Origin of the sequence: Phormidium sp. CCY1219, assembly GCF_035615515.1 — a bacterium.
Classification (GTDB): Bacteria; Cyanobacteriota; Cyanobacteriia; order Cyanobacteriales; family Laspinemataceae; genus CCY1219.
In genome coordinates this window covers 1-946 of the sequence record NZ_JAJENT010000298.1, presented here as the reverse complement: position 1 = coordinate 946, position 946 = coordinate 1, and the positions used below count along the sequence as shown (strand labels likewise).

Sequence of the window (946 nt, the reverse complement as noted above, 5' to 3'; positions counted from 1 at the left end):
CCTTGAGGTTTATTTTTTTTAATTGTCGCAATTTGCTTGTTGTACCACTGATTTTTTGACTTGAGATGTTTACCGTCAATAATAAAGCTATTGCCTTGAGTATCTACACAAGTTAACCAGTTGTCTAAGCCGTGGTCAATAGAAATAGCTTTATCCGGGTCTAACTTAACTGACTGAATTTTCATCTCATAAACAAACTCGGTATAAAAGCAACCGTGGCGGGGTAAAATCCTAATTTCTTTAATTGAGTTCCAGTCTAAATTACTCGCTATCGGAATGTAGAATGCCTCCAATCCAAACCATGCTTTTACCTTACGTCCTAATGGAACTTTAATCCCTTTATCGGTGAGCTTCAACCATTTTTTAGGATAAGAAACGGTAAATAAACCTGGTTTTCGGTAATTGGGTAGTTTAGGCTTATTAGCCAATTCACCTTTCCCAAATAGCTTGAGTAATTCTTTAAAGCTGCTCAAAGATTCAACAACGCCGTTGCATATTTGTTGGGCACTAGAAGCATACATCGCGTTAAAATGTCTGTTCCACTTCATCTGCCTGCTTCGCCTTTAGTGACCAATCGATTTTTTTTAAACCAAACTTGTCGGGCATAATAAACAGAGCAATTAAATACTTTGTTTGCCTCACCGCACAAATATTCTAATACAGCCCGCCGGTCTTTATCTGGATGCAATAAAACCTGTTGACATCCATAACTTTTTGTTTGTTTCTTAGTTTTTTTGCTCAGGTTTCCATTCTAATCAAGGGGTCGATAAATGTCAACCCATCAACATGAAAAATCGACAAAAAATATACCGACACGGCAACCATTCAGTAGGTTTGGCCCACGTCCATTTAGTTTGGATTCCCATGCATACGCAAGAAAGTATTAGTGGGCCAAGTAAAAATAAGGTTAGCAGCTATCTTGTCAGAAGTGGCAACAGAAAAAGGT

1 protein-coding gene and 1 pseudogene are annotated in these 946 nt (G+C 37.9%); one reads left to right on the top strand and one right to left on the bottom strand.

From position 1 onward, the window contains the following. On the bottom strand, positions 1-521 hold a 521-nt coding region (locus tag LKK83_RS04975), incomplete at its 3' end, for a transposase (protein WP_324629815.1). A gap of 265 nt (positions 522-786) precedes the next feature. On the opposite strand from LKK83_RS04975, the pseudogene LKK83_RS31935 reads away from it, so the two are divergent. After that, positions 787-946 (top strand): annotated as a pseudogene (locus tag LKK83_RS31935) (transposase); the annotation flags it as partial.